Genomic DNA, 2,328 nt, shown 5'->3' with positions numbered 1-2,328 from the left:
ACATTGTCCCCACCGTAAATTTTCGCCTTCGATTCTTCTTCTTTGTTTCTATAAAAGCAATCGTCCCCTTCAGACACCAGACCAACCTCTATCATGTGGCTTAGTTTTGGGTATTTCATTCTTGAGCCACCACTTTTTCGCTTCCTAGTCGTTGGTCGTTTATTTTCACTTTTTATAATTTCTGAAAAATAATCGTCATCTGAACCCAACGGCAATAATTTCTTGATTTCCAACAAATATTCATTATCCGTCTCCGTCTCTCTTTCAATCAATTGTGGAGCGATTTCAAAACATGAAATATCAACACCCTTTGTCAGCAACCATGCAGAAGCGGATAAGACACTAGGTTCAAAACTTGAGGCAACTAGAATAATTCTTTGGTCCGCATTGAAATCATTAAATGTTCCATGCTCCTTCAAAAAGGTATAAATATCTGTTATACCTTGTTCAACAGCTTTTTCTTCCTCCACGCCCATATATCGTATAAGATACTCGGCATGGACTTTCTCCACTAATTCTTCTATGCTATTGATTTTCGCAAAAGACGCAGCATATCTTATAGCTTGAGATTCGAAATTATCTCTTCTAATTTTCATGTCGTCTGCATCGCGTTTGATTTCAATAATTACAACATTGCCGTTGCTATYTACACCAACTAAATCCGTCCGTTTGTTGGAATTATCCCGGACTTGTTTCCCTATAATTTTTAATTCATAATCTTCTTCCTGAGTTAATATTTCAATATTCTCTTGCAGGAATTCTTCCAAAGCGTTTTCAACAAGCCCCAAGCTTTTGTATGTTACCTTTGCTATTCCACATTCGTTTTTCTTGATTTTCATTTTACTTGATTCATTTTCTTCTACTTTGATTTGAACTAACATGCAACATCATCCCCCAACTGAATATGAACACAATAAATGAACAGGTATTTAATTACTTTAAAACGATAAACATGGATAAAACAATCCATCTTGAACTATTTTAATCCCAATTATAAATGTGGCTAAGCGCTCCGCAGTATGTTTGAAAGGCAAATATGCGGTTGTAATATGATGTAAAAGCTTTCCGTTGGGTATCCCGTCTGCCCCGGCTACGATTTACTCTCGTAGTGTCTCCCGTTAAAAGGGAACTATAGAATTTACTTATATATTTACTGAAAGAAAATATAATCGTTTCGGCGGTTCGTACATATCCCAATAAATTTATTTGAGTTATTAAAAATAAGTTCAATATCTTTTCCAATCTTGGTATGCTGTCCTATACATTCTAACAGGTTYCACAGCATAGTCTTTGTATGTTGGAAAGTCTTCTCCAGCAGTAGAATCTATAACTCCACTAAACAATACCAGGACTGTATTACTTTTTCTCACCATTTTTCGCATTGCTAACCTCATTTTTTTCAGCCTTTTTTACTCTCCGTCCTTATAATCCGGTAGGAAAAACATACTTTTTTCTTCTAATATACTTTCTATAGCACTTCTTTTTCAGGGACTAATTTTCTATAGTCTTCTGAATCATCAACAGCTTCTTTATCAAAAATCATGTTCATTTCTTCCATCTAGTATTTCTGTGATAGGTGCACTCTATCTTAATTATAAAAAAATGTAATACTTGAAAGTTAATATTCTAGAAAAATATTCCTAAAAGGAAAAGAAAAAATACGATATAATAAGGATATTAGCAAGATGATAAATCAAGAAGGAGCTCAGATAGACATAGTGTCACTGGGGTCATCTGTTTTCCCATTTACTCTAGGAGGTACATTTTGAAAGAATCTAAATCGAATAAAGGATGGTTAAGCTTGGGGGCAATCGGGTTATTTTTCCTAGGAAAAATGAAATGGTTGTTTGCGCTATTGAAAATAGCAAAAGTAGGTTCTCTGATTTCTATTTTCGTTTCATTAGGAGCGTATGCCTTGGTTTACGGTTGGAAATTTGCCGTAGCCCTAGTCTATCTAATTTACATCCATGAAATGGGGCATTTACTTGCTGCTAAGAGAAAAGGCATCAAAACATCCAATGCCATTTTCATCCCTTTTGTCGGAGCCTTAATTGCCCTTAAAGAAGAACCCAAGAATGCTAACCAAGAAGCTTATCTTGCCTTCGGAGGTCCTTTATTAGGTACATTAGCATTTCTACCAGCCATCCCCCTATTTATGATGACCGAAAATCCGTTTTGGCTTTTAGTTATTACACTTGGAGCCATGATTAACCTATTTAATCTAATGCCTGTGCATCCTCTTGATGGAGGACGTATAGTGGGAGTCATCTCCACAAAGCTTTGGGTATTAGKGATTATCGGAATGGTTGTATATTTGTTTCTCCATCC

2 protein-coding genes are annotated in these 2,328 nt (G+C 35.7%); one reads left to right on the top strand and one right to left on the bottom strand.

Going from position 1 to position 2,328, the window contains the following annotated elements; translation table 11 throughout:
• The coding region (locus AC1DUW_RS26240) for a hypothetical protein (protein WP_477643861.1) at nucleotides 1-881 on the bottom strand (881 nt) is incomplete at its 3' end.
• A gap of 953 nt (nucleotides 882-1,834) precedes the next feature.
• Here AC1DUW_RS26240 and AC1DUW_RS26235 point away from each other — a divergent pair.
• On the top strand, nucleotides 1,835-2,328 hold a 494-nt coding region (locus AC1DUW_RS26235; RefSeq protein WP_477643862.1), incomplete at its 3' end, for a site-2 protease family protein.

The organism is Peribacillus sp. P4_C12, from assembly GCF_056402095.1.
This window is presented reverse-complemented; position numbering and strand designations above follow the sequence as displayed.